Raw genomic sequence first — 24,914 nt, forward strand, 5'->3', positions numbered from 1 at the left:
TTAAGTCTGATCGTTCATTGCTGTTGTCACGGCCGCGCAGAATGTGCGGTGCCACGGAGGCGACTGTGCAACAATTATTGAACGGATGGATGAATCTTGACGTGCGGCGGCAGATTACCGTCGTCGTAGCAACGGTAGCGATGTTTTTGGCGATCCTGACGATGTCGCGCATTGTTGCCGCTCCTTCCATGACGTTGCTTTACGCTGGTCTCGAAAATGGCGCTGCTGGTGACGTCGTGACCGCATTGGAACAACGCGGCGTCCAATATGAAATCCGCGGGAGCTCAATCTTTGTCGACTCGCGGGAGCGGGACCAATTGCGGCTCACATTGGCCAGCGAAGGGCTGCCTTCTAACAATGGTCAAGGTTATGAGCTGCTTGACGGTCTGTCAGGCTTCGGCACTACGTCTCAAATGTTCGATGCGGCATATTGGCGAGCAAAAGAAGGTGAATTGGCGCGGACAATCGCAGCCAGTTCGCATGTGGCCATGGCACGTGTTCATATTGCTTCCACCGGATCGAACCCGTTCCAGAGAAATGTGACGCCAACAGCCTCTGTCTCTGTGACGCCTACGGGCGCCGACCTAACAGCTTCGCAGGGCCGGGCGATCCGATTTCTTGTGGCGTCTGCAGTCGCCGGGCTGTCCCCAGACGATGTCACTGTGATTGATGCAAACGGAACGGTCATCGGGTCAGTGGACAGCGATATTCCGGCGGCTGGAGCAGATGACAAAGCTGTGATTCTACGCGAGCGCGTCGAACGCCTGCTTGAAGCACGTGTTGGGCCTGGGAACGCTGTGGTCGAAGTGAGCGTCGACACCATCACCGACACTGAGGAAATTCGCGAACGGCGTTTTGATCCGGAAAGTCGAGTAGCCATCAGCACGGACACAGAAGAACGCACCAGCAACTCGAATGAAGAGGGCGGTGGCAATGTCACGGTGGCATCAAACTTGCCTGATGGTGATGCCGGCGGCAATGAGACCACTACGTCACAGGACTCGGAAACGCGCGAGCGCGTCAACTATGAAGTGTCTGAGACAGAGAGGGCGATATCTCGTGCGCCAGGAGCAATAAAACGGCTGACAGTTGCGGTACTGGTGAGTGATACAGTTGAAATCAGCGACACCGAAACAGTTCAACGCACAGATGAGGAGCTTGCCTCGCTCAGCGAACTTGTCGGTGCCGCAGTGGGTTTCGACGAAACACGTGGTGATGTCATCACGATCAAGGCGATGCCGCTCCAGTCCGTCACACCGATGGGAACATCAGCACAATCGTCCCTCACCGACCTGTTTGCTTTTGACCTCATGTCTGCATTGCAAATGGCTGTTCTTGCCGTCGTCACACTCATTCTTGGACTTTTCGTGGTGCGGCCAATCTTGACCAAGGCCCCTACTACAAATCTGCTGCCGGCGTCTGAGCCAACCCTTGGTTTACCTCAGCAAGGCCCCGAACAGACTTCCCCTGTCACCGATGAAGGTCTCGAATTCCCCGACATTGATTTAAATGCGCCTCTTCCCGATCTGCCCGCTTTACCACCGATGAGTACACAAGACGGTATCGGGGACTTTGCTGCAACGTCGAGTGATTCGGTTGAACGACTGCGCAACATGATCGGTGAGAGGCAAGAAGAAACGGTCGAAATTCTCAGGAGCTGGCTTGAAGAGGATGAGGAAAGAGCATGATGGCGACGCGGGATCTCTACCAAAATTTTGGCGTGCATTTGGAGCCAAACGACAAACTGCCTGAACGTCCAGTTGAAGAACTGGAAGACGAGAAATTGCAAGCGTTTGAAGCCGGTTATCAAGCCGGTTGGGACGATTCGACCAAAGCTCAAGCAGATCTAAGCGCGACAGTCTCCTCAACCTTGGCTGCCAATCTTCAGGACGCCTCGTTCCAGTATCATGAAATGCGGTCGCAGCTGACGCGCAGTATGCGTGAGATGATGCAAGCTATCGTCGAAAAGGTTCTGCCTGACATGGCGCGAAAGAGCTTAGGTGCTCACGTAGTTCAGTTGGTGGAGAACCAAACGAGGCAAGCGCTCGAAGCAAACATTGAAATTCATGTTCATCCAGACAACCTGGAACAGGTCGAACGAATTATCGCAAATGTTTCTATAGAGTGTTCGCTGGTGCCGTCTGCGCGGACCGCGCCAGAGCAACTCTTCATTCGTATCGGCGAGAATGAGCAATCCATCGATCTGGAGCGGGTGATTCAGGAAATTCACGAGGCCGTAGCAGCCTTTTTTGAAGTTCAAAATGAAGAGGTCGTAGATGACAGACCAACCTGACACGCGCGCCTTGGCGTCCGACGTCCACAATCCATTTACCGCGGTTCCAATTGATATCACCGTGTCCGTTGGGCGTGCTCGGCCACTGGTACGCGATCTCGTGATGTTGGGCCCGAATGCTGTCCTTACACTTGACAAACGAGTTGATGATCCCGTCGACCTTTATGTCGGAGACACCTTGATTGCGCGTGGATTACTTGAAGAAGCAGACGGAACAGAAGATGGACAATTGGTTGTCCGTTTGACCGAAGTGCTTGAGACCGGCTCTAGCCTTTAGAAATATGTCTTTACGTATCGTCATTATCTTTTGCTTTTTCCTCAGCCCCTCGTTGGCAGGTGCGCAGGATTTGTCGGTATCTCTTGGCGACGATACATCCCTAACAGCTCGAACAGTGCAGTTGATTGCACTCATAACGATACTAAGCCTAGCACCTGGGCTTGCAATTATGGTTACATGCTTTCCATTCTTGGTGACAGTCTTGTCGATTTTGCGGCAAGGTATTGGCCTACAACAATCTCCCCCGAATATGCTGATTGTGAGCCTCGCGTTATTCTTGACTTATTTCATCATGGAGCCAGTATTTGTCGAAGCCTGGACGAATGGTCTCAAGCCGCTTACTGAAGAACAGATAAGCGCTGAAGTTGCTTTTTCACGTACCCTAGAGCCATTTCGTGTATTTATGGCTGGACGTATGGATCCAGAAACATTTGCAGCAATGGCTGATTTACGGCCTGACACGCAGGGTGAAAAATTGTCACCAGATGCTCCACTATCCGCATTGATCCCGAGCTTTATGCTATCGGAGATATCGCGTGCATTCCAGATAGGATTTTTGATTTTTTTACCTTTTTTGATCATTGATTTAGTAGCTGCGGCTGTGTTGATGAGTATGGGCATGATGATGGTTCCACCTGCAATTGTTTCGCTGCCATTTAAGCTAGCATTCTTTGTTGTCGCGGATGGTTGGAGCTTGATTGCAGGAAGCTTAGTTCGAAGTTATTTTTGAAGATATAAGGATCGAAACAATCGCAAAAGTACACCTGCAGTTGCAAGAGCTGACCGCCAAAGTAGGCTTGGACAAGCTGCTGAGCATGAGGCTGTGTGCCACCGCTGTCATCATTCGTCACTTGCGTTAGAGCAGGTGGGTGACCGATAAACGCAAAAGCTTTTCGTTTTTGTGCACTGACTTGAAGGTTTGACTTGTTTCCCTTTGAGTCTGCTTTTTGAGTTGAAACTGTTCTGTGCTTGGTCCTCTCTTGACCAGTTGTGATATTCTCGTGGGATGTGCCCGTGGCGGTCGTATGTGGATGTTCGTGATTTTAATCGGTGCTCACTTGGTGCTTTCGTCACAAATCAAGTCAGTGGTTAAAAAGGTGCCCGCGCTTTGACCAGCCGTTTGCTAAATGTCGAATGGCTGTCAGGAATCCCAGGATGTGATGCAGACCAGTTCAAAAAAGTATTAAAAACAAGTTTTGCGCACCGGCAACCTAGACCGAGCAAGACGAAAAAATTGGTGAATTTTTACAAACGCCAAAATCGAATCACGATTTTTTGGTAAGCTGAAAAACTGGGGATACGAGACTGCTCGATACGAGAGATGCCTAGGATCCTTCTCTCAGCATTCGCATTTGTTACAATTGTGATTTTTTAGCTATGAGGTTAGACTCTATAGGTGCGCCGTGATGGTGCAGGATTGTAATCAGAGGTTTTTCTCATATGAGCGCTTCTGTACTTACGCCATTTTGTTGCCGTTGTTTCTCAACTCAACGAACAATAAATTTAGCATGAAGTGCGCCAGCCGCTTTGATACTTTTGAGGATATCAATCATGTCTCGTGGTGCTACGCCTAAGGCATTCAAACCAGCAATGACCTGGGACAATGAAGCACCATCTGGAACTTCTGCAAGACCTGTGCCCTCTTCTTCCTCAATATCTGCAGTTGTACGTGGCACAACTACAGTCTGACCATCTGAGAAAGGGTTGGGCTGGATTGTAATTGGTTGTTCCTGAACTCGCAGCGTTAAATTTCCTTGCGACACAGCAACGCGCGAAATTCGCACGTCTTCTCCCATGACGATGGTTCCAGATCGTTGATCAACAACGACGCGCGCTTTGCGTTCGGGTTCAACGGCGATGTTTTCGATCCGGCCCAATGCGTGGGCCACAGACCGAGACCCGGTGCGGGATACATCCAATCCAACCGTACCTGAATCCAGCATTACTGCTACAGAGCGGCCAAACTCCGAATTTATCGCCGTTTCAATGCGGGCAGCTGTCGTAAAATCAGCGTCTCGAAGGGCCAAGCGCATATCGGTCAAATTCTGCAGTTCGAAGTCGACTTCCCGCTCTACGCGTGCGCCTGCCGGAATGACACCTGCTGTCGGAACCCCTTGCGTCACGCGCGCACCTTCACCCTCTGCAACTGCGCCACCAGCGATAATGGTACCCTGCGCAACAGCATAAATTTGCCCATCAGCTGCGTTCAGCGGAGTCATTATCAACGTGCCGCCAAGCAGGCTCTTGGCATCACCGATCGCCGATACGGTAACGTCTATTTGTGACCCACTCCGAGCAAAGGGTGGAAGGCTCGAAGTCACAAAAACAGCTGCAACATTCTTTGGTCGAAACTGCTCACCCGTGACGTTTACGCCCAGTCTTTCAAGGATGTTGGACATAATTTCCTCGGTGAACGGGGCGTTCCGCAGTCCGTCCCCTGTTCCGTCCAGGCCAACAACCAAACCATAGCCGACGAGGTCATTACCTCTCACGCCATCGAATTCAACCAGATCTTTGATCCGAACGGGACCAGCCATCGTTTGCAACGTAAAGAGGATCAGAAAAAGTGCGGCGCCGAACCATTTCATCGGATGAAGTTCACAAGTGATAGGTCCGACATGCGCGCGGTGACTGTATACAATGCTTGCAATTGAAATTGTACTTCCTCCAATTTGGTTGCTGTTTCGTACGGATCCGCGCCCAATAACGCGCCCTTTGCAAATTCAAGCGATGTGCGTTCCGCACTGTTGCGACTTTCGATCTGGCTTATGCGCTCTTGGGAGGCGCCAACGCTCGCCCTTATGGCTGTCAAGTCTGTCTGCGCGCTCAACAAATCGGTTGCAGCGCGGCTAAGCAGCTCTCTTTTTTGATCAGAAGACAGCGAAAGAGAGCCGTCATCGGCCATTCCGGCGAGCGCCACAACTTTGATAACCTCGCGCAGCGCTGCATCATTCGCCGTCGTCGAAAGCGCGACTGTTTCACTTTCACCGAGCCGAAATGGCGCGAGACTGGTGTCTGATCCCTGATAAGCCGTTGCGGCGAACCCGGCTGGATCTGCAAACCAAACGTCGGTCATCGCCATGACATCATCCACCGACGTCGCACCGGTCAACGCAGTTTGTAGCCCCGTCAGGATTGTATCGACGTCGGCCAATGGGTTTTGATTTGTCGCGGTCCCCGCAAATACGGTGCGTCCGCCGACGGTTGTGTTCAATGCGCTCACAATCGTTTCAAGTTCAGAGCGCGCATCCTCAGCAAATTGATCCAAGACCTGGCCAGATGCGTTCTGGGCGGTGACCAACAGGTCCTGACTGTAGTTGCTGCTTGCTGTTTGGATGCGGTCCAATGCGAGTTGCATGGCATCCGCAAACTGTCCCGCTTCGGCTCCTGCCACTCGGTAGCCGTCCAAGACGCGTAAATCGTTTTCAATTCCGGCCAAGTAGCTCGTGTTCCCGGCCAACACTGATTTTACGTCGCTAACCTGCCCCGAAGTCAGTTCTTCGTTCAAACGCGCCATCTCAGTTTTCAAAGCGGCGCCGCGGCGTTGCAGGGAAAAGGACTGTGCCAAATCGCCAAATGAAGTTGCGTTGATCATCTCTATATCCCCAGCAATGTATCGATCATTTCATCAACCGTCTGGATGACCCGGGCATTGGCCGCATAGGCCTGTTCGACAATCATCAGATGTTGTAGTTCAACGTCCGTATCCACGTCATCCGCCAATTCCAGCTGTGTCAGTTCGCTCAGTTGTGCCGATGCGAAACTGAGCTGTTGGTCTGATCGCAGGCGGTCTGTTCCCAATTGCGAACCAAATGCTGCGGTCAAATCCAGGGCGGTGAACGCACCAATTCCAAAACTGCCGGAATTTGGCACACGGGATTGCGAAAGCGCATCGGACAAGGCGTTGAGCAACGTAGCATCGCCCGCATCACCGGGGGCCGTCGCACCAAGGCCATCACGCATTCGCCATGTTTCGCCAGTCTCCGCGGGATCCACGAGCGCATTCAAGGTCAGGCGGCTGGCCAGGCCTTCTTCGGCAAGTGGATCAAGCGCAGCGCCCTGATCAGTAAACAGGCCTGCTTGACCGGCGGAAAGACTCGGGTCGACGGCGGGGTCTTCGAACCGCTCGATCAGATCTCGGGCCAAAGCATCAAGTTGGGTCTGTGCCTCCGTTGCCAACTCGTCTCGTATCTCAAACTGGGCGCCAAGTGTTCCGCCGTGCAGTCGCCCCGTTGAAGACGAGGTGGAAACGGAAAAGCCGTTCACGGTCAATCCCGACAGGGTTCCGTCGGCGATGGACATGTAGGGTGTCACGACATTCGAGGGCTCAAAGCCGATCTCCGCCGCAGAGCCGTCCAGAAGAATCGAACCACCCGTCGAGTATAGAGCGACTGCACCATGATCGCGGGGGACCACTCTGACGGGGACCATTTCACTGATTTCGTCAATCAGCACTTGCCTTTGATCTTGCAATGCCGCCGTACCGGCACGTCTGGAAATCTGCGCAGTGATCTGGCCGTTGAGTTCTTGCACGGACTGGAGTGCGTCATTGAGCCTTTGGACCTGCGTATCAATGCTTCGGTCTGCCGCGGTGCGGGCATCCTGAATTCCATCCGAAGCCGTATTGATCGCGTTGGCGAGGTCGCGTGCGGCCAAAGCCGAGTTTGCCAGCCGTTCATTTGCATCCGGCCGGCTGCTTGCCAGGACAAGGCTGTTGTTGAAATCAGAAAGCCGGGCAGATAGCGAGCCCGCGGAATCCGGCGTCCCGATCAGGTCTTCCACCCTGTTGAGAAACTGAGTTGTCTCAGACCGGTAGCCAAACTCGGCACTGGCCATACGTCTGTCGGACAGTATTTGTGCATCTGCGTGACGCACGATTCCACCAATACGTACGCCACCAAGAAATTCGCCCGCGTTGGACGAAACTTCGAGCGTGCGACGCGCGTATCCGGGCGTGGAGGCATTGGAAATATTGGACGAAATGAGATCGGATGACCGGCTCGCAGCCCTGAGGCCTGTCATCGCTGCATTCAGTGCGCTCGTAAGGGTCATTCCAACGCCTCCGCTTGCTGCCCATTAGGGTCAGCGTTTGATGTTTGTGGTTTCCTGCAACATCTCATCCACGGTCTGGATGACCTTTGCATTGGAGGAATAGGCACGCTGTGTCTGGATCATTGCGGTCAATTCGCCGGCCACATCGACAGCAGACTCTTCACGTGCATAAGAAACAATGTCACCCGTTGGACCGTCGCTCGCATCCCACAAAAAGAAGCTGCCGCTTTCAGGGGAGGGCAAGTAGGTCTGTTGGTCCAGCGCAACCATGCCATTCGGGTTCGGGAGGTCGACAAGCGGAATTTGATAAATGGTGCGGTTGATGCCCGTGTCGAAGAACGCTGTGACAAACCCATTTGCGTCCACTTCAACGTTGGTCATGTTGCCAACGGGCGAGCCATCCTTGGAGATCGAAACCGGTGCGAAACTGTCGGACAACTGGGTCAGCCCATCGCTGTCGCCAACTTGGCCGATGTTAATCTCAATCGGGCCACCATCCACGTTGACGATGATATTGCCCGTTGCAGGATCATAAGTGCCGCCGCTGGTCGTGGTGACGCCTGCCAACGTACCTCCATCGGTTCGACTGTCGTTGAAGGTCAGTGTGTATTCACCGATGACAGCACCACCCGACGCGGAATCCGAAAGGGTCATGGTCCATTCGTTTGAAGACCCCGTCGCCGGAACCGTGGGTGCAAATGTAATATTGATGCTTTCCGATGTGCCCAGATTGTCGAAGTACTCAACGGCAAGATTTTGTAGGTCGCCGGTGCTGCCAGCATCGGTGTCAGTCGCTGGGAGGTTTACGCCAAGTGCCAGTTGTGTCGTTGGTTCGCCCGAAAACTGGTTCACGTTGATCTGAACAGGTTCCAGACCATCGGACGTATCACGTGGAAAGTTCGGAATAGTGCCGTCAGGTTGCGCGGGCCAGCCCAGCAAGACCAGACCCGAATCGGACACCAGGAAACCGTCTGCGTCGGTGCGGAACGACCCTGTTGTCGTCAGGTGCATCAACGTATCCCCGTTTCCCACCTCGACCTGGCTTGCCTGCGCCACGGGCAGCATGCCGCGCCCACGGACCGCGAGGTCCGTTGCGTTGGATGTTGAAACCAATGACCCGCGTTGATCGATCAAGCGGGTGGTCGTCGCCCGTACGCCCCCGGCGGAATACGTCCCCCCGGAGGACGAAATCACAAGTGAATGGAAATCCGTGCTGACCCGTTTGTAGCCGTATGTCGACGAGTTCGCGATGTTGTCCGAGATGGTGGCCAATCGCGTGGCATTGGTTTGAAGCCCGGCAACGCCTGCGTTGAGCGACGAGGAAATTGTCATGGATACGCCTTTCTGCTGTATCGACCTGTATGGCCAATCAGATAGGCGCTCCGTCCTTAAGACGGACCTAACAGATAAAATCCGCGCTATTCTCGCAGCAAAACGATTTCGAGGCGATTGTTCTGGATTGCCATTGGATTGCGCACAGATGGTTCGCGGTCTGCGTGGCCCGTCACGCGTTGCACCCGCCCCGCATCCAAACCCGCGTCTTCCAAAAGATGCCGCATTGCGGTCGCGTGGTCCATCGAGCGCGCCCATGTCGTGCCTTCAGCAAGCACAATCGGCTGCGCCTCGACATGCCCACCAATCGCAACGCCATTGGTGACCGTTTGTGCGGTCTGCACGATCAATCGGGCCAAAGACTGCAACAGGACCGTCGGTTCGTCACTTTCCGGATCAAACAAGGGCGCGTCCTCCAGGGCGAAAATCTCGATGACCAGACCTTCATCGGTAATCCGCGTCACGATGTGCCGAAACTCATTCTCCATGACCTGCGACTCACCACCGCGCCCCACCAACTCCGCCTCCATTGACGTGAAGACTTCGTCCTGTGCGGCGGTCGCATCTCCCTGATCACTCCGGCCCGTCTCGCCCCGCGCTTGCTGCGCCTCGGTCGGTCGTGCGGCTGTCGCCCCGGTTCCATTTTGCGGCAGGGTTTCTTCTGAAAAAACAGAATTGCCGCCGAAATTGCCGTCACCGCCACCGGAAATCCGGTTGATCGGAATTGTCGGGGAAAAGTAGTCTGCGATGCCTTTGCGCTGCTTTTCCGTTGTTGCGTTCAGGAGCCACATCAGCATGAAAAAGGCCATCATCGCGGTCACGAAATCCGCATAGGCCACTTTCCACGCGCCACCATGGTGCCCGTCGCCGCCGGACACCTTCTTCCGCTTGATAATGATCGGCTGTGCATTGGTCGCACTCATGAACCCAAACCTCTTTTCACCCGAGGCGCTGGATATCAGGGCCGCATTACAGCGGCCTTAACACTTTCAATTGTTGCTATATTGGTCGCGCGGAAGGCCGCTGCCGCCCCTTGCCACGAGGTCCAGACACGCGCGTCGCATTGGCAGATACGTGATGTCTGATTCCCAAACCTGATTGCGCCGTATCAAATGCATTCTGCTCAGCAGATACGGGTTTGAGTTATGCTCTTTGGCAGGTCTGCTCGTGTTCGGCTTCTGACAAAAGGGCAAGGGGCCATCAATCGCATCAGCCATCTAATCCGATAGATTGGGATTGTCCCTTTGGTCGAAGATCAGCAGGCAACACATCACCGCTTACCTGAGTGCCCGAATTTCTGAGGGCAGCTCAGTCGCACACAGCGCCAGCATTCATGTACCGGATACCAGCGCCGTGCGCTTGGTGGGTTTTAGTCCATCTTCATCGCTTCTGTTTCGATGTTGATCTGGACCTCGTCCCCGACAAGGCCGTTGTCCACGGCATAGGTCATGCCGAAATCGCTCCGCTTGATTGTGGTGCTCATGGACAGACCCAACACCTCGCGTTTGTGACCAAACGGATACTCCGCGACCTTGTTCAGGGTCACATCCAATGTGACGGGCCGTGTCACGCCGAGTATCGTCAGATCGCCTGTAACGCTGCCGCTTGCATCGCTGGCGGGCGTGCCGCCGCTGGCGACAAAGCTGATTTCGGGGTGTTCCGAGACGTGCAGGAAATCCTTGTTGCGCACATGGCCGTCCCGGGCGTCGTTGAACGTGTTCACGGAGGCTGCATCAATGGTCACCGACACATCCCCCAATTCCTGCGTATCCACGTTATAATCAAATGCGCCGTCGAGTTCGGTGAAAATACCCAACGTCCGGGCAAAGCCGATATGCTCGACCTTGAAGTAGACATTGGTGTGTTCGGTATCGAGCTCATACCGGGCCATGTCTGCGAATGCTGTATTTGAAAGGGCTGCCGTCAAGGTCGCGGCGATAAGCGGTAGACGCATCGTATCTTGTCCTTTTTGAAGCGCGTCCGGGCAGGTCACGGCGATGAGGTCGCCGGGCGCGGTGCGCGATCTAACTGTGATAGGCAAAGTATAGCGCGTCTGCGCAGCAAGGCAGGTAAATGAAATGCGAGGACGACATCTTCGATGCGCAACATGGAATGTGCATCGTGGCAAAGGTCGCGACGGCAAGGTCGATCCAGCGCGCGTCGTAGATGCAATTGGCAAAGACCTTGCGCCACGGGGATTGCACGTGCTGGCGCTTCAGGAAGCGGACGGAGAATGCCGCCCACATGCACGCATCCTGGACGTCGATCGCATCGCGCATGTCACCGGGTTGGACTATGTCCACGATGCGGCCTTGCGGTGGGGGCCGGAAAGCGACGGGTTCCTGGGCACCATTCTATTTCTTTCGCCGACCCTCATCCGCACGCATGCGGATGTCATTGATTTGCCGGGGCACTGCCACCGTGGCGCAGTCAGCGTGGAAACGACGTTCGAGGATCGCGCCGTCCGGATCATGAGCATGCACCTGTCCCTGTTTCAACCGCTGCGCATCGTGCAGATGCGCATTATTGGGCAATACCTGCGGCGGCGGCCTCAGATGCAGACGGTTTTGCTGGGTGACCTGAACGAATGGCGCCCATGGGGCAGTGCGATGTTCAATCGCCGTCTTGTCGGCACGGTGTTTCGAGGCGCCGCCCGCCGTACCTTCCCCGGTACGTATCCCATCCTGCCGCTTGATCGCATTTTGACGGATGCAGACGGCGACGTTCAGGAGGTCGCGGCCATTGCGACCGCCGAACTGGCAAACGCATCGGATCACCTTCCTCTTGAGGCGATTGTCACAGTTCCGTGATCGCGGCGAATAATTCGCGCGCTGCGGTGTTATGCAAACTGTCAGGCGACATCCAAAGACCTAGGTTTCGTCAGGGAAAGGTAGACGGTTCAAATGTTTCGAAGCACCCCGCACATTGCTGCGCACAGGATGGAAGGCTGGGCACCCGTGAGTGTGTTTCTGGCGGTGTCCGCCGTCTTGTGTGCTGCTTTGGTGGTGGCGTCACTTCTTGCGTTTGGATCGCCCGCGATACCAATCGTATTCTTTGTGACGGTTGTCGTGATCGCGACGTATGGCTTGGTCCAGGGATATCCGCACCCGGAGCTTGGCCTGTGCAACGTGGTCACATTGTCCCGCGCCGCGATGGTCGCGTTTCTGCTTGGCGCGGTATTTTTCCCGATGACATCCGCATGGGTGGTATGCGCCGTGGCTATCGTTGCCTTTGCGCTGGATGGTGTTGACGGATGGTTTGCGCGGCGCACTGGGCGCGTGTCGGATTTTGGCGCACGGTTTGACATGGAAACGGACGCCGCACTGGGCGCGGTCATTTCCCTGTGGCTCTTCAACAGCGGCGTCACGGGTCCCGAAGTCCTCGCCATCGGCTTTATGCGCTATGCGTTTTTCGCGGCCAGCTTTGTCTGGCCCGCATTGCAGGCGCCCCTGCCGGAGGCGTTCCGGCGCAAGGCGATCTGCGTGGTGCAAATCGCGGCCCTGATCATCCTCGTATTTCCGCTGACGCCGGATGTGGTCGTCATGCCGACGGTTATCGGTGCAGCGCTTTTGCTGGGATGGTCGTTTTTGATCGACATCCTCTGGTTGATGAGACGCGCCGGATGAAGCGGGTGGTCGGTCTTGCGCTCGCGGCGGCGGTGATCTTTGCCGTTCTGGTGCTGCCCAACCATCCCGGCACGATGAAATGGAGCGCCCTCAATCGCTGGCCGCTGGAATTGCCGGTCCTACTGTTCGCGGCCATTGCATTTGGCAGGCGTTTTGGCCTGACCTATGCGCTGGCGCTTGTGCTTTTGCTGACGGTTGTGATCAAGGTTGCCGATTATGGCATGTTCAGTGCCTTCAACCGGACGTTCAATCCGGTGCTTGATACGTTCTTGATCGAGGCGGGTCTGTCGCTGCTCCGCGACAGTATCGGCGGCGTCCTGACGGTGCTGGCTGTTGTCGGAATTGCCCTGTTGCTGGGTCTTTTGTTCGTCATTCTGGAACGCAGCCTGCGTGCATGGGCCAATGTGCAGCCAGCGCTGCCCGTTCGGCTTGGGGCAGCGATTTTGGCCTTTGTCGGTGCGGGGTGGGCGACGGCAGATGCGGGGCATCACCTGGAATTCTGGCGGTTCGACAAAAGCCCGCCTGGCACGGCCTGGACATCACGGTTGACCGTCAAACGCGCGATGGAAGTACAGCAAACGGCCGGCGAACTCGTCCGATTTGCGCAAGATGCGGAGCGGGATGTGTATGCTGACGCGACCGGCCTACTGGACCAGCTTGACGGTCGCGACGTCATTCTGATCTGGGTCGAAAGCTATGGGCGGGCCAGTTTCGACAACCCGCTCTATTCTGCCACGCATCTTGCAACGCTGCGCCGCGCCGAAGCCGAGATTGCAAAGACCGGGATGGCGATGCAAAGCGGCTGGCTGACGTCGCCGACATCGGGCGGGCAAAGCTGGTTGGCACACGGCGCGTTCGCAAGCGGGCTTTGGACGTCTGACAACGGACGCTACAACGCCATGTTGGCCAGTGGGCACAAATGGCTGTTTCACTTTGCACAGGACGCCGGTTACCGCACGTCTGCGATCATGCCAGCGATTACGGTGGGGTGGCCGGAAAGTCTGGTCATGGGCTTTGATCAGGTGTTTCCGGCTGCGGACATACCCTATGCCGGCGACAGGTTTCGGTGGGTCACGATGCCCGATCAGTTCACATTGTCGGCGTATCGGGGGCTTTTACCGCCGGACCCGCGCCCGGATTTCATTCAGGTCGCATTGATCTCATCGCATGCGCCATGGACGCCGATCCCGGACATGGTGCCTTGGGACGCTGTTGGCGATGGTACGATATTCAATGAGATGGCGGCACGCGGGCCTGCACCCAAGGACCTTTGGCGGGACCGCGACGCCGTGCGCGACGCCTATCGCCGTTCGGTGGATTATGCGTTGCAGGCGACATTTGCGCATGTGGCCCGATTGGGCGACGCGGCCCCGCTTGTGATCGTTGCGGGCGATCATCAGGCCGCAGGGTTTGTCGCAGGCAGCGACAACATGGATGTGGCGGTGCACATGATTGGACCAGCCGAAGTGCTGGAACATATTGCCGATTGGAACTGGGCCGATGGATTGATCCCCGCACGGGACGGGCCCGTGCAGCGGATGGACACATTCCGCAACAGCTTTCTCGATGCGTTCTCCAGCAACCGCGTCGAAGATGTGGTGGTCCGATGACGGGGCAGTGGATCAAATTTGCGGTGTCGGTACTGTGCCTTGCGGCGCTGCTGTGGTGGGTGGACGCGTCTTCGGTTTTTGCAATGCTGCAGGGCGTGGACGTGGCGTGGATCGCAATGGGCCTGCTGGCGATCACCATTTCGACTGTTGCCATGGCGCACCGTTGGCAAGTCGTCGCGTCCGCTTTTGACGTGCAAATCACGTACCGCGTAGCGTTGCGCGAATACTACTTGGCGCAGCTGGTCAACATGGCGCTGCCGGGCGGTGTCGCGGGCGATGTGACCCGTGCCGTGCGCACCCGGCACCAAGCGGACCTGACCCGCGCCGCACAATCGGTGATGGCGGAGCGCTTGCTTGGTCAGATTGCGATGGTCGGTTTTATGTCCGTTGGTTTTGCCTTGGCTCTGCTGCGTCCGGGTGGGCCGGATTGGGGTCTGGTGGCGTGGCTGGTTCTGGCGGTTGTCGTGGGCTGCGTCGCCGTCGCTGCTGCAATCTCGCAAACAGACACCGCAACAGGCCGGTTCCTGACTGTGACCCTGCGCACCATGCGCCAGCCTGTCATTGCACTGCACGGGACGCTCACGACCATAAGCCTCGTCATTGCGTTTTATTGCTGCGCACGCGCGCTCGATGTCACAATTCCAACGGCGGGATGGTTCACCCTGATCCCGCTGATCCTGTGCGCCATGCTTGTCCCATTGTCGATTGGCGGGTGGGGGTGGCGCGAAGGGGCCGCCGCGGCCCTGTTTCCGATCATTGGCGCACCAGCAAGCGCCGGGGTCGCCGTCGGCATAACCTACGGCCTTGTCGTTCTTCTCGCGGCCTTGCCCGCTGCATTCATACTTGTCGCTTCACCCATATTCGAAACTGTCTCATCCAAAGGGAAACCAGACCTACCATGACACGACCTGCTCACCTCACGCGCCGCTTTTTCCTGCAAACCAGTGCGGCCGGTGCCGCCGCTGCTGCGGCCGGCGTCCCCGCATTCGCAGCCAGCACCGTCAATTTTCAATTGTCCTGGCTGCACTCTGTTCAGTTTGGTGGCAGCTACATTGCCGCAAACAAAGGATACTGGTCCGACCTCGGCCTTGACGTGTCCCTGAGCCAGGGTGGCCCCAACGCACCCGTTGAACCGCCCGTGGTGTCGGGCGCTGCCCTGGTCGGCATATCAGCTGCGGACTACACGGCGGCGGCCGTGGCGCAGGGCGCGCCGTTCAAGATCATTGCGGTCGCGATGCAGAAAAACCCGTTTGCCATCGCGTCTTTGGCAGGCAACCCCGTCAACACCCCCGCCGATCTGGTTGGCAAGCGTATTGGCATGGCCGTGGCCAACACGCCGGTCTTGCAAGCACTGTGCACGCTGAACAACGTCGATATCAACGACATCGAAATCGTGCCGACCCAGTACGATCCGGCCCCTCTGGTCAGTGGCCAGGTCGACTGCCTGCTGTGCTGGGAAACCGACCTGCCGGTGGCCATGACGGTGCAGGGCGTGGACAACACCACAATGCTGATGGCCGATCACGGGTATGCCCTGCACTCGCAGACCTACATCGCCACCGAAGACGCACTGGCCAATCGTCGTGCCGACCTCGTGGCCCTGCTGAAAGGAGAGGTTATGGGCTGGAACGACTATTTTGCCGACACGGATGCGGCGGCCGCACTCGCGGTTGAGATGTTCCCCGATGCGGGTCTCGACCTCGAGGCGCAAAAGCTGCAGGCCGCGCGGCAAGTGCCCTTGATGTTCAGCGACCTGACCGCGGAAAACGGGTTTGGGTGGTTCACAGACGAAACGGTGGCATCCAACATCGAAACGCTGGCCCTGCTGGGTCAAACGGTGTCCGCTGACTTGTGGGACCGGTCATTGCTCGAAGAGGTGCACGGCTGACCACGGTTTGTTACCTGACCGCTCATGGCCAGCATCGACATCCATTGCCGTGAGGTGAGCAAGAGTTTCGGCGCGACCGCTGCGGTCGCGCCGCTTTCGCTGACGCTTGCTGCCGGGGCGACAACGGCGCTTGTCGGTCCGTCGGGCTGTGGCAAGTCGACCCTGTTGCGCATGATTGCCGGGCTTGAGGCACCGGATTCCGGTCAGATCCTGTTGGGCGCAGACGCTCCGCGGGCAGTGGCACGGCGCGGCGGATTGGCTATGGCCTTTCAGGATCCATCGCTTTTGCCATGGCGAACGGTGCGGGCAAATATCGCATTGGGCGCTGAATTGGCGCGCAAGCCGCCGGGAGACGTGGATGCGTTGATCGACCTCGTCGGGCTGAGCGGATTTGCGGATCACAGACCGGCGGAACTGTCGGGCGGCATGCGCCAACGGGCCGCGATTGCCCGCAGTCTTATTTCATCGCCCGATGTCCTGCTGCTGGATGAACCGTTTGGCGCGGTGGACGCAATGACACGCAGGCGTCTGAACGCGGACCTGCCGCCGCTGTGGCGGACACGCGGTGCAACGGTGGTTCTGGTCACGCACTCGGTTCAGGAGGCTGTTCTGCTGTCGGATCGCGTGCTTGTCCTGTCGCCGCGGCCTGCGCGCGTCGTGGCGGACATACCCATCAACATCCCCGGTGCACGAGACAGCGCTCTGCTCGACACGCCTGAATTTCTTGCATCAACGCGCGCAGTGTTCTCGGCGCTGGAGCAAGAGGGATGAGCGCGGCGGCCCGCCGTGCCGTAGTGGCCGTTCTTGTCTTGTCGATGTGGGAGGCGGTGGCGCGTCTGGTGTCGGACGGCGTTCTCGTCAGCGGTCCGGTCGCAATTGCGACCTATGTCGGCGGTAACGCGGGCTTGCTTTTCCGCGCTGTGGCCGAAACCTCGGCCAATGCGGTGTGGGGATTTGCCTGGGGCAATCTTGCAGCAGTGCTTCTCGCCGCTCTGGCACTGGTTGTTCCGCGCAGCGAGCGGACGGTATCGGCATTGGCACTTTTGGTGTTTTGCATTCCGTTGATTGCCAGCGGTCCGATCCTGCGCGTTCTCTTCGGACCGGGACAAGGACCACAGATCACACTGGCCGCCCTTGCAGTCTACTATACGACATTCCTCGCCTTGCTGGTCGGACTGCGGGCGGTGTCCCAAAACTGGACCGACCTTATGCGGGTTTACGGTCGGGGCGCTCTGGCGACCTTGCTACGGGTGCGTGCCCGAGCCAGCCTGCCCTATCTGTTTGTCGGTTTGCAGATCAGCGCCCCGGCTGCGTTCCTTGGTGCGATGATCGGGGAGTTTACGGGGGCGGAACGTGGCCTCGGCGTGCTGACGCTGCGCGCGATGCGTGGATTGGATACGGATGCGACATGGGCGCTTGCACTGGTGTCAGCGGCGGTCGCTCTCGCCGCCTATGTGGCAATTGGCAAGTTGGGGGAGCGTCTGGTCGGCTACAAGCCGGTTCTCCTTCTGTCCGCACCCGCCACGACCGGTACAGGTCCGGCATGGGTACGGCTGGCCGAGGCAGCGTTTATCGCGGTCTTGGTCCTGTTCCTGTGGCAGGTTTCCATGGACGCATTCGGCCTGAACCGCTTTTTTGCAAAGCGACCAGCGGATGTGTGGACCTTTCTGACGGATGGTGCAAACCGGGATGTCCTGCTGGCTGCGCTGGCGGAAACGCTGTCCTTTGCGCTGCCCGGTTATCTCGCCGGTCTGGCCTTGGGGGCGGGGATGGCTGCGGTGCTGGTGCTTTGGCCGCCATTGTCGCGCGCAACCCTGCCGGTTGCGGTCGCCTTGCGCGCCGTTCCGATTATCACCACCGCCCCGCTTCTGGTTCTGGCCTTTGGCCGCGGTCTTGTCGGGACAATGGTTGTCGTCGCGGTCATGATCTTTTTCCCGACATTTGTCGCCTGTCATCAGGGCTTGCGCCAGACGCCCGGTCAGACGGTTGAGCTGTTTCGGAGCTATGGCGCGGGGCGGTGGCACCTGCTGCGCGCGGCGCAGATCCCCGCGATGTTGCCCGCGTTCTTTGCATCCGCGCGCATGGCGGTGCCTGCCGCGCTATTGGCCGTCACGACGGTGGAATGGTTGGCGACAGGCAAGGGGATCGGCGTTTTGATGGCGATGACCGCGAGTACGTCAAACTATAGCATGCTGTGGTCTTGCGTCGCCGTGCTGGCGATCGTTGCCGTCGGCTTTTATGCGATGGTTGCGGTTCTGGAACGCGCAGTCCTGCGTGTTTATGCAAGCGAACAGGTGGCATGACGCGGGCCGTTTTTGCGATCCCGGGCGACAAGGATCGCCGGACAGGCGGTTTCATTTATGAGGCGCGCGTGCTGCGGGAATTGAATGACATCGGATGCGCCACGCAGCACCTGCAATTGCCCGACAGCTTTCCGGACGCAAACGATGCGGACATGGCTGCGACGTTTGATGCGTTGAACGCGGTTCCGGATCACCTCCCCATCATCCTCGATGGTCTGGTTTTCGGTGCCATTGATGTGGACCGTCTGGCGCAGGTTTCTGCGCCGGTTATTGCGATGGTTCACCACCCGCTTGGGCTTGAAACCGGCCTGCCGCGTGACCGGGCCGCCTATCTTCTGCAAAACGAGGCGTCGGCGCTGCGTCACGTCGATCATGTGATCGTGCCCAGCGATGAAACAGCGCGTATCCTGTGTCGCGACCTTGGCGCGGATGCGGATAGGATCACCGTCGCACCACCGGGTTTTGACCGACCGGTTCTGGACCGCCGGACGCTTGATCCTCCGCTGATCCTGTCGGTTGGCCTGCTTGCACCCCGCAAGGGGCATGACATCTTGCTGACCGCACTTGGTCAGATAAACGAAATCCCCTGGCAGGCCAGCATCGTCGGCAAGAGCCACGACGCCGCGTATGCCGAACGCGTTTTGACACTGCGCAGCGATCTTGGATTGGGCGACCGCGTGGATTTCGCAGGCGAGGTGGATGGCGATGCGCTGGCAACACTGTTCAACGCAGCGGCGGTATTTGTGCTGGCGACCCGCTACGAAGGATACGGCATGGTGCTGAGCGAGGCGATGCAGTTTGGCCTGCCTGTGGTGTCCTGCCGCGTTGGCGCGGTGCCCGACACGGTGGGCGACGCGGGCGTTCTTGTGCCGCCGGATGATCCGGGTGCACTGGCTCAGGCGCTGCGGTCGGTCCTGCAAGACGGTGGGTACGCCGAGGATCTTGCCGAACGATCCACACGTCGCGCTGCGGCATTGCCCCGATGGTCAGACACGGCACACATTTTTTCAAAAGTCATAGCCACAGTGGCGTCCGATTGAGCAAAGCCTCAATCATCTTCCCAAAAGTCGGCGGGGAAGTCGTGCAGGAGTTCTGCGGCCTTATCTTCAATCCAGTCCTGCCGTTCATGGTCGGGCCATGAGGCGCTGTCCGGGTCGTCGTGGATGAGGCGTTTCGCTTTCTTGAGTGCCTGCCGGTACAGCATGTCTTCGATGCGGGCGTCTGGCACGATTGCATAGACAAACCGCCCCCCCATGGCCGTGGCGAGATTTTGCATCTGCTTGATTGAAACGCCACCGTCCAACTCGCTCCGCTCTGCCTGATAGACGGCGTTGCGGCTGACGCCTTTTCGCTTTGCCACCTGTTCGGCGGACATCCCCAAAGCATATCGGACGGAGGCAATCCAACCACGCTCGGGACGTTCGACATCGCCAATCTGCTTGGCAGATGCATCGATCAACCGGGCAAGGCGGCGTCGCTTTATGAAATCAGGCATCTCACCCCTCACAGTGGAGATCAGAACAGGTGCATTCTGACAACAATATGTATGTATTTTTGAGAAAATCAAATAATTTGCATATATATATCTAACATTTGTGGGATAATGTACTATGTATAGGTTGAAGGGACACCAATGCTTACAACTCTACTGATGCCCGATGCGATTATCTTTGCCGTCTGCCTTGCGGTTGTGGCGGGTCTGTTCGCACTTGAAATCCTGACCGCTCTTCTGGGCGGGACGATCCTCGGCGTTGGGAGTGATGCGCCGGACCTTGATATTGATCTGGATGCCGATTTTGACTTTTCCGTCGAAGGCATCGACGGCCTGGACGACGCGGTGCCCGATCTCGACATCGGCGATACGGGATCATCCGGGATCTTCACGTGGATTGGCGCGCGCGATGTGCCGTTTCTGATTTGGCTGGTCTCTTTTCTGACGATGTTCGGGCTGTTTGGCCTGATCCTGCAGTCAATCTGTGTCTCTCTCCTTGGGACGGCGTTGCCGATGTGGATTGCCAGCATCATTGCGTTTGTCCCGGCACTCGGCGTGACGCGGATCATCGCAAACTGGGTCGCATTGATCATGCCGAAAACGGAAACAACGGCGATACGCGCCCGCTATCTGGGCGGATGTCGCGGGACCGTCACACAAGGTACAGCATCGCGTGGCAAACCGGCCGAGGTGAAGCTCAAGGACCGCCATGGCAACATCCACTACATGCGGGTTGAACCGCTGCATGACGACGCAGTTTTCGTCCAGGGCAGCGACGTGACATTGATCCGCAAACGGGGCGACAAGTTCTTTGTAATTTGATCGGCCCTGTCCACCGAACCTGAAACCGAAATGGAGCACTACATGCAAATCGCCCCCATCCTCACTATTGCCGCGATTATCGTTGGCCTTCTGGTCTTTATCGGTCTGATCATGGCCCGCCTGTACAAACGCGCCACGCGCGAAACGTCGTTGGTCAAAACCGGATCCGGCGGGCGCAAGGTGATCATGGACGGCGGCACCATCGTGGTTCCGTTCCTGCACGAAATTTCCAAGGTCAACATGAAGACGCTGCGGCTTGAGGTGGCGCGGGTGAACGAACAGTCGCTGATTACCAAGGACCGGATGCGCGTCGATGTCGGGGTGGAATTCTATGTTTCTGTGAATGCGACCGAAGACGGCATTTCGCGCGCTGCACAGACATTGGGTGATCGGACGTTTCATGTCGATCAGCTGCGCGAGATGATCGAAGGCAAGCTGGTTGATGGTCTGCGTGCTGTTGCGGCCCAGATGTCCATGGATGAGTTGCACGAGAACCGGGCCAGCTTTGTTCAGGAGGTGCAGAACGCAATCTCTGAGGACCTGCTCAAGAACGGTCTCGAATTGGAGGCCGTATCGCTGACGGCGTTGGACCAAACGCCGTTCGAGTCGCTGGATGAAAACAACGCGTTCAACGCGGTGGGTATGCAAAAGCTGGCGGCCGTCATTGCCACCTCGCGCAAACAGCGGGCCGAAATCACAGCAGAGGCGGACGTGTCCGTCGCGCAGTCCGAGATGGAAGCCGAAAAGCGCAAGTATCAGATTGAGCGCGAGCAGAAGCAGGCAGAGATCAAGCAGATCGAGGAAATCCAGACCCTGCAGGCAGAGCAAGAGGCGCAGATCGCACGCAATCAGGAATCCTCGGACCGGGCCAAGAACGAAGCACGGATCGAACGCGAAAAGGCCGTGCGCGCCGCGGAAATTGAACGGGAACGCACCATCCGCGAGGCCGAGATCGCCAAGGAGCGTGAACTGGAGGTTGCCGATCAGGAGCGTCAGATCATCGTGGCGCGCAAATCAGAAGAAGAGAGCCAGGCGCGCGCATCTGCCGACAACGCCCGGGCCGAAGCCAAGAAAGCGTCTGAGGCGATCGAGACCGCGCGCGCTGTGGCCGAGGCCGAGCGTGTGAAACGGATCGCGCTGATCGAGGCGGAAAAGGAAGCGGAGCGCCAGGCCACCGCCATACGTCTCGCGGCCCAAGCCGAAAAGGACGCCGCCAGCGACCGCGCCGCGGCGCGGTTGGAAGAAGCGCAGGCTGACGCCAACGCAATTACGGTACGGGCTGAAGCCAAGAAAACGGATTTGCTGGCCACTGCCGAAGGTCAGACCGCGATTGCAAATTCCGAAAACGAACTGAGCGCCGAAATTGTCGCGATGAAGGTCCGTTTGGCGCAACTGGAGGCGATGCCTGCCATCATCGCGGAGATGGTAAAACCGGCCGAAAAGATCGATTCCATCAAGATCCATCAGGTCAGCGGCATCGGTGGTGGTGCGACGGGCGATGTGCAGTCAAACGGTGGCACCCCGGTCAATCAGGCGCTCGATTCCGTGCTGGGCATGGCGCTTCAGATGCCGGCCATGCAGGCGCTGGGCAAAGAGCTGGGGATCAGCTTGGAAAATGGGCTGTCCGGTGTCGCGAACGGTGCCTTGGACGTCACAAAGGCATCGCACGAGGATGTGCCAGACGCCGAAGTGGTTGAAGCCGAAGAAGACGCCGCGCAGGATGGCGAAACAAGCGCGACGTCGTGAATTGCGGATGTACCAGCGGCACATGTCGCTGGTACATCAACTTTGCTTGGCCGATTGAGCGCCTAGTGGTGCTGATCCGCAAATGGCTTCTTCGGACGCGGATAGATCGGAAGATGCGGGATCAACACATAGTCCGGCTGCTCAACAACATACATGAAGGCTTTGGCGATATCCTCCGGTCGCAAGGCGTCCGGTTTCTCGCTGTCGAAAAATGGTGTGTCCGTCATGCCCGGATGCAAACATGTGACCCGGCCACCCGCATCACCCAGTTCGGCCCCGAGATTATCTGCGTACCCGCGGATAAACCATTTTGTGGCGGAATAGACCGACCCCCAAACCGTGCCTTGCGCCGCCAATGATCCAACCAGCACCAGATGCCCCTGCGACGCTTTCAAATGCGGCAGCGCATATTTCGCCGTATACGTCACGCCGAGACAGTTGATGTCGATCATCTGGCGGAAACTTTCCGGATCACCGGCCTCGGTCCCCCGCGCTGAGGCGCCGATACCCGCATTGGCAAACACGACATCGATCTTGCCGAAATGATCGACCGTGGCGGCAATCGCCGCCTCTTGTTGCGCGGCGCTGGTGACATCACATTCCAGCGCAATGGCGTTGTCCGCGCCGAATTCGTCCACCAAGGCGTCAAGTTTGTCCTTGGAGCGCGCCGCCAGCGCGACCCGGTGGCCGGCCTGTACCGCATGGCGGGCGCAGATTTCGCCGATGCCGGACGACGCGCCGGTGATGAAAATGACCTTTGACATGTGTCGTCTCCCTTCTGGTTAGGCGAGTGCGTCGAGCACGAGGGTGGCGGTCTTGGTGGCCGATGCCGGGTTTTGCCCGGTGATCAGGTTGCCATCCTGTAGTGCGAACGGTTCGAAATCAGGTGCCGCCTCGTGCAACGCACCCAACTCGCGCAGGCGGGTTTCCAGCAGGAAGGGGACTGCGTCATCCAGTCCGACTGCGACCTCCTCACTGTCGGTAAAGGCGGCGACCTTGCGACCTTTGACAAATGGCGCTCCATCCGATGCCTTCGCAGACACGAGTGCTGCGGGACCGTGACATACGGCAGATACAATTTTCTCGGCGCGGTCGAACGTCTCGATCAATGCAGCCAACGCTTCACTGTCGGGGTAGTCGAACATGGTCCCGTGACCACCGGGCAGAAACACGGCATCAAACCCATCTGTGTCCAACTCCGTGAAGGCCACCGTGTTGTTGAACGTCTGCTGCGCCTCGGCATCCTCGAGATAGCGTTCGACCGACGCGTCGTTGTCACCTGGCTTTGAGATGCTCCGCGCATCGACGGGAATGCGACCACCGGCAATTGATGCAACCGTCACATCAGCGCCGCCATCGCGAAACGCGTAATAGGGTGTTGTAAGTTCTTCCAGCCACACGCCAGTTGGCTCCCCGTTTGTCATTTCAGCGGCAGATGTCGCCACGATGAGAATTTTGGACTGTGTCATGATTGGCTCCTTTTTGACTAACGCTGAGATAGCCACTCTCACCCATCAGAAAACCAAAGAGTTTTTGACCATAAGCATAAATATTCTTATGGAACTTGTATGTCGCTCAATCATTTACGCACTTTCATCGAAGCTTTCCGTTGCCATTCATTGAGTGAAGCGGCGGAAAACCTCGGGATCACGCAACCTGCGGTGTCGCAACATATTGCGTCGCTTGAGGCGCAGCTTGGCAAGACGCTTTTCGTGCGACAGGCACGCGGTGTCTTGCCGACCGTCCTTGCGCAAGACCTCGCCGCGCAAATAGGCGACGGGTTGGACCGTGCCGAGCTTGCGCTTGCCACGATGCGGGCGCGGTCTGCGGAATTGTCGGGCGGTATCCAGATCGCAGGCCCTGCGGAGTTGATGTCAGAGAAAGTCGCCCCGGTTCTGGGCCGTCTGACCGAAGCCGGGTTGCAGGTGCGCTTGCTTCTGGGCGGCAGGGCGTCAATCTATGATGCGCTCCTGAATGGGGATGTTGACCTTGCCTTTACTGCTTCGCAACCGGATGACGTCCGACTGGCGTCGCAGGCCATTGGATCAGAACGTCTGTTTGCGGTGGCCTCGCCGACCACTGCGGCGCAGATCGAAAGCTGGAGGGATTTGAAAGCAGCTTTGCAGTCGGTGCCGCACGTTGCGTATGACGTGGACCGACCGCTGTTGCGGGAATGGTGCGACTGGAACGGCGTTGACCTCAAGGCACAGCAACCCAGCGTCACAGCGTCGGACATCCGGTTGTTGCGGACCCTCGTTGAGACAAATGTCGGTTGGTCCGTCATCCCGGACTACCTGTGCCAAAGCGGGATCGAACGCGGGTCCATCGTCAGACTCAAAGGCGCGAAAGAACCGCCAAAGAATACGTTTTACCTGGTCTGGGCGAAGTCCGCCCTGCGCAGCCCGCGTGTCGCTTACACGCGCACGATGCTGTTGGAAACATTGGCCAAGTGACAGCATGGGGTCACCCCGGT

23 protein-coding genes and 1 pseudogene are annotated in these 24,914 nt (G+C 57.7%); 15 read left to right on the forward strand and 9 right to left on the reverse strand.

Annotation, left to right across the window (positions count from 1 at the left end):
• Window positions 1–65: 65 nt before the first annotated feature.
• Genes fliF through fliP form a run of 4 tightly spaced genes read left to right on the forward strand, consistent with a single transcriptional unit; the run spans window position 66 to window position 3,300 of the window.
• Complete coding sequence (gene fliF / locus ACERHN_RS10355) at window positions 66–1,688, forward strand: flagellar basal-body MS-ring/collar protein FliF (protein ID WP_415922558.1); 1,623 nt, start codon at window positions 66–68, stop codon at window positions 1,686–1,688.
• On the forward strand, window positions 1,685–2,293 hold the full coding sequence (locus ACERHN_RS10360) for a hypothetical protein (RefSeq protein ID WP_415922559.1): 609 nt from the start codon (window positions 1,685–1,687) through the stop codon (window positions 2,291–2,293). The genes fliF and ACERHN_RS10360 overlap by 4 nt, the downstream gene beginning before the upstream one ends.
• Entirely contained in the window at window positions 2,277–2,570 is a 294-nt protein-coding gene (locus tag ACERHN_RS10365; protein WP_415922560.1) for a FliM/FliN family flagellar motor switch protein, read from the forward strand. Before ACERHN_RS10360 ends, ACERHN_RS10365 begins: the two co-directional genes overlap by 17 nt.
• A 4-nt stretch (window positions 2,571–2,574) precedes the next feature.
• A complete protein-coding gene (gene fliP / locus ACERHN_RS10370; RefSeq protein ID WP_415922561.1) occupies window positions 2,575–3,300 on the forward strand; it encodes a flagellar type III secretion system pore protein FliP in 726 nt (241 codons plus the stop codon).
• A gap of 757 nt (window positions 3,301–4,057) precedes the next feature.
• Here fliP and ACERHN_RS10375 read toward each other — a convergent pair.
• The 6 genes from ACERHN_RS10375 to ACERHN_RS10400 all read right to left on the reverse strand — a co-directional run bounded on the left by ACERHN_RS10375 (window position 4,058) and on the right by ACERHN_RS10400 (window position 10,845).
• Window positions 4,058–5,107, reverse strand: coding sequence for a flagellar basal body P-ring protein FlgI (locus ACERHN_RS10375; RefSeq protein WP_415922723.1), 1,050 nt, complete (start codon window positions 5,105–5,107; stop codon window positions 4,058–4,060).
• Window positions 5,108–5,154: 47 nt separating this feature from the next.
• Window positions 5,155–6,165, reverse strand: coding sequence for a flagellin (locus ACERHN_RS10380; protein ID WP_415922562.1), 1,011 nt, complete (start codon window positions 6,163–6,165; stop codon window positions 5,155–5,157).
• Window positions 6,166–6,167: 2 nt separating this feature from the next.
• On the reverse strand, window positions 6,168–7,622 hold the full coding sequence (gene flgK, locus ACERHN_RS10385) for a flagellar hook-associated protein FlgK (protein ID WP_415922563.1): 1,455 nt from the start codon (window positions 7,620–7,622) through the stop codon (window positions 6,168–6,170).
• A 30-nt stretch (window positions 7,623–7,652) separates the two neighbouring features.
• Window positions 7,653–8,954: a flagellar hook protein FlgE gene (locus tag ACERHN_RS10390; protein WP_415922564.1), complete on the reverse strand. Its 1,302-nt coding sequence runs from the start codon at window positions 8,952–8,954 to the stop codon at window positions 7,653–7,655.
• 86 nt (window positions 8,955–9,040) lie between these two features.
• Window positions 9,041–9,877, reverse strand: a complete 837-nt coding sequence (locus tag ACERHN_RS10395; RefSeq protein ID WP_415922565.1) for a flagellar motor protein MotB — start codon at window positions 9,875–9,877, stop codon at window positions 9,041–9,043.
• A gap of 446 nt (window positions 9,878–10,323) precedes the next feature.
• The gene (locus ACERHN_RS10400) at window positions 10,324–10,845 is read right to left on the reverse strand and encodes a YceI family protein (protein WP_415922566.1); all 522 of its coding nucleotides are present in this window, start codon (window positions 10,843–10,845) and stop codon (window positions 10,324–10,326) included.
• 187 nt (window positions 10,846–11,032) lie between these two features.
• On the opposite strand from ACERHN_RS10400, the gene ACERHN_RS10405 reads away from it, so the two are divergent.
• From ACERHN_RS10405 to ACERHN_RS10440, 8 genes and pseudogenes are all read left to right on the forward strand, one after another.
• Entirely contained in the window at window positions 11,033–11,764 is a 732-nt protein-coding gene (locus tag ACERHN_RS10405; RefSeq protein WP_415922567.1) for an endonuclease/exonuclease/phosphatase family protein, read from the forward strand.
• A gap of 129 nt (window positions 11,765–11,893) precedes the next feature.
• Window positions 11,894–12,580: a CDP-alcohol phosphatidyltransferase family protein gene (locus ACERHN_RS10410; protein ID WP_415922568.1), complete on the forward strand. Its 687-nt coding sequence runs from the start codon at window positions 11,894–11,896 to the stop codon at window positions 12,578–12,580.
• A complete protein-coding gene (locus ACERHN_RS10415; protein ID WP_415922569.1) occupies window positions 12,577–14,190 on the forward strand; it encodes a sulfatase-like hydrolase/transferase in 1,614 nt (537 codons plus the stop codon). The genes ACERHN_RS10410 and ACERHN_RS10415 overlap by 4 nt, the downstream gene beginning before the upstream one ends.
• Complete coding sequence (locus tag ACERHN_RS10420) at window positions 14,187–15,092, forward strand: lysylphosphatidylglycerol synthase transmembrane domain-containing protein (protein ID WP_415922570.1); 906 nt, start codon at window positions 14,187–14,189, stop codon at window positions 15,090–15,092. The genes ACERHN_RS10415 and ACERHN_RS10420 overlap by 4 nt, the downstream gene beginning before the upstream one ends.
• The gene (locus tag ACERHN_RS10425; RefSeq protein WP_415922571.1) at window positions 15,089–16,078 is read left to right on the forward strand and encodes an ABC transporter substrate-binding protein; all 990 of its coding nucleotides are present in this window, start codon (window positions 15,089–15,091) and stop codon (window positions 16,076–16,078) included. Before ACERHN_RS10420 ends, ACERHN_RS10425 begins: the two co-directional genes overlap by 4 nt.
• Before the next feature lie 114 nt (window positions 16,079–16,192).
• Window positions 16,193–16,849, forward strand: a pseudogene (locus ACERHN_RS10430) (ABC transporter ATP-binding protein); the annotation flags it as partial.
• Window positions 16,846–18,381, forward strand: coding sequence for an ABC transporter permease (locus ACERHN_RS10435; RefSeq protein ID WP_415922572.1), 1,536 nt, complete (start codon window positions 16,846–16,848; stop codon window positions 18,379–18,381). The pseudogene ACERHN_RS10430 and the gene ACERHN_RS10435, both read left to right, overlap by 4 nt.
• Window positions 18,378–19,421 (forward strand): glycosyltransferase family 4 protein, encoded by a 1,044-nt coding sequence (locus ACERHN_RS10440; protein ID WP_415922573.1) that lies wholly within the window; start codon window positions 18,378–18,380, stop codon window positions 19,419–19,421. Before ACERHN_RS10435 ends, ACERHN_RS10440 begins: the two co-directional genes overlap by 4 nt.
• A gap of 8 nt (window positions 19,422–19,429) precedes the next feature.
• Here the strand turns inward: ACERHN_RS10440 and ACERHN_RS10445 are convergent, their stop codons facing one another.
• Window positions 19,430–19,876 carry a hypothetical protein gene (locus tag ACERHN_RS10445; protein ID WP_415922574.1) on the reverse strand — a complete coding sequence of 149 codons (447 nt, stop codon included), beginning with the start codon at window positions 19,874–19,876 and terminating at the stop codon, window positions 19,430–19,432.
• 156 nt (window positions 19,877–20,032) lie between these two features.
• Here ACERHN_RS10445 and ACERHN_RS10450 point away from each other — a divergent pair, with 156 nt between their 5' ends.
• The gene (locus ACERHN_RS10450; protein WP_415922575.1) at window positions 20,033–20,695 is read left to right on the forward strand and encodes a YqiJ family protein; all 663 of its coding nucleotides are present in this window, start codon (window positions 20,033–20,035) and stop codon (window positions 20,693–20,695) included.
• Window positions 20,696–20,737: 42 nt separating this feature from the next.
• Entirely contained in the window at window positions 20,738–22,441 is a 1,704-nt protein-coding gene (locus ACERHN_RS10455) for a flotillin family protein (RefSeq protein ID WP_415922576.1), read from the forward strand.
• Between the two features lie 62 nt (window positions 22,442–22,503).
• Here the strand turns inward: ACERHN_RS10455 and ACERHN_RS10460 are convergent, their stop codons facing one another.
• The gene (locus ACERHN_RS10460) at window positions 22,504–23,205 is read right to left on the reverse strand and encodes an SDR family oxidoreductase (protein ID WP_415922577.1); all 702 of its coding nucleotides are present in this window, start codon (window positions 23,203–23,205) and stop codon (window positions 22,504–22,506) included.
• An 18-nt stretch (window positions 23,206–23,223) separates the two neighbouring features.
• Entirely contained in the window at window positions 23,224–23,910 is a 687-nt protein-coding gene (locus tag ACERHN_RS10465; protein ID WP_415922578.1) for a type 1 glutamine amidotransferase domain-containing protein, read from the reverse strand.
• Window positions 23,911–24,009: 99 nt separating this feature from the next.
• On the opposite strand from ACERHN_RS10465, the gene ACERHN_RS10470 reads away from it, so the two are divergent.
• Window positions 24,010–24,894: a LysR family transcriptional regulator gene (locus ACERHN_RS10470; RefSeq protein ID WP_415922579.1), complete on the forward strand. Its 885-nt coding sequence runs from the start codon at window positions 24,010–24,012 to the stop codon at window positions 24,892–24,894.
• Window positions 24,895–24,914 lie beyond the last annotated feature (20 nt).

It is taken from the genome of Tateyamaria rhodophyticola (assembly GCF_047777875.1).
Classification (GTDB): domain Bacteria; phylum Pseudomonadota; class Alphaproteobacteria; order Rhodobacterales; family Rhodobacteraceae; genus Tateyamaria.